General features: G+C 53.4%; 1 protein-coding gene and 1 pseudogene (1 of these 2 cut by a window edge). Both read right to left on the reverse strand.

The window, feature by feature from the left end:
* Nucleotides 1–258, reverse strand: a pseudogene (locus DMG62_25165) (hypothetical protein) (it extends 696 nt beyond the left edge of the window).
* Between the two features lie 372 nt (nt 259–630).
* Nucleotides 631–1,272 (reverse strand): hypothetical protein, encoded by a 642-nt coding sequence (locus DMG62_25170; GenBank protein ID PYY18934.1) that lies wholly within the window; start codon nt 1,270–1,272, stop codon nt 631–633.
* Between the last annotated feature and the right edge of the window lie 146 nt (nt 1,273–1,418).

Raw genomic sequence — 1,418 nt, forward strand, 5'->3', positions numbered from 1 at the left:
AGAGTTTTCCTCGCTCAAAAAGAGAATTTTCGAGTCAGGTGAGCGGTCACGAATTCGTCGCGCAGCTTTGATCCCATTCAACGTAGGAAGTCCGATATCTAGCAGAATTAGGTCGGGGCGCAACTCCTCAGCCTTGTAAACCGCTTCAAGACCGTCTGACACTTCGAAAAGAATTTGTGAATCTACTTCTTGGAGGGCAGAAGAGACAAAACGACGCCAGGGCTCAAAGTCATCAACTATTAAAATGCGGAGTGGCATCGGCCTGCTCTTCGCAAATCATCTGCTGCCTCTAAGCACATGGAAGGGACACTCAACATCACCGCCATCGAACTGGGTCTCATTATCGTTCCGAATTAGGCATTTCCGTCAGGCTAAGACGTAAGCTGCCAGTTCGCATGGGTTTCGGCCAGAACCCGCACCCCCGGAGGCCCGTGACACTAGGCTGGGGCTTGCAACTATTTCTGTCAATAGACTAATGTCGGCCCAACTTTTGGAATCTGTGGAAAAGTGATGTGAGCAGGGAACAGATTTGGGATGAGAATTGATTGTCCGCTACGCGTCCGTTGGCTAAAACCAAGGGCGCGAAGTTTCAGTCAGAAGCAATAACCTTCCAGCACGGCGAGAGACTGATTACCACGTGCCAATGCGCAGCGTGAGCCCCGACGTAAATCGCACGCCATCCGACGCGTGAATTTGATCCACGTCAGGAATCCACGTGTGTGCGTATTCCACATTTCCTACGCGCCACGCTAGGCCACGATTAACCACAAAATCCACTCCGCCGCCCATTGTCATCGCGAAGCCGTTCGCTTGGTGTTCTGCGGACCACTCGCTGCGCATCGGGTAATGCGGGAGCGTGCCGTTTCCGTCGTTCCAGGCGTTCCGCAATTGTTGCCTCTTCTCCGGGTCGTCGATTTCATGCGTGATTCTCCGGCCGCCTACCAGCACCTGTGCGTAGGGCGAGATCCGCCTTGAAGCCCGCGGGGTCCATCGGGCTCCGGCCGAATACATCTCAGAATCTCCACTCTCGTTCTTGGGCATATTGATCACCAGGCAGCCGGTTACTCCCCCAACGATTTGCCATGAGGGACTTACCCGGAATGCCCCCGTTCCACCGCCACCGACACAGCTGCCGCCACCCAGAAAGCTTTCGTAGTGTGCGGAGACCATTAGTTCAATAGGGGCCTCCAAAGGAAATGGGCCCTTCGGCTCTTGGGAGATCTCCTTGACAAATTCAAAGGGCTTCGGACCGGCCGCGCGGTGTTCCTCCAATAACTTCTTCCTTAGTACGAAATTCTCCCTGAATAACCCAACTCGTGTCGCTCGATTGGAACGGGCCTATCCATACTAAACGCTCCTTAAGTTCTGATTTTCAATGTCGGCTGAATTTCTGGATTGTTCGAATTCCTGATGAAGCT

The organism is Acidobacteriota bacterium (genome assembly GCA_003225175.1).
Taxonomy (GTDB): domain Bacteria; phylum Acidobacteriota; class Terriglobia; order Terriglobales; family Acidobacteriaceae; genus Gp1-AA112.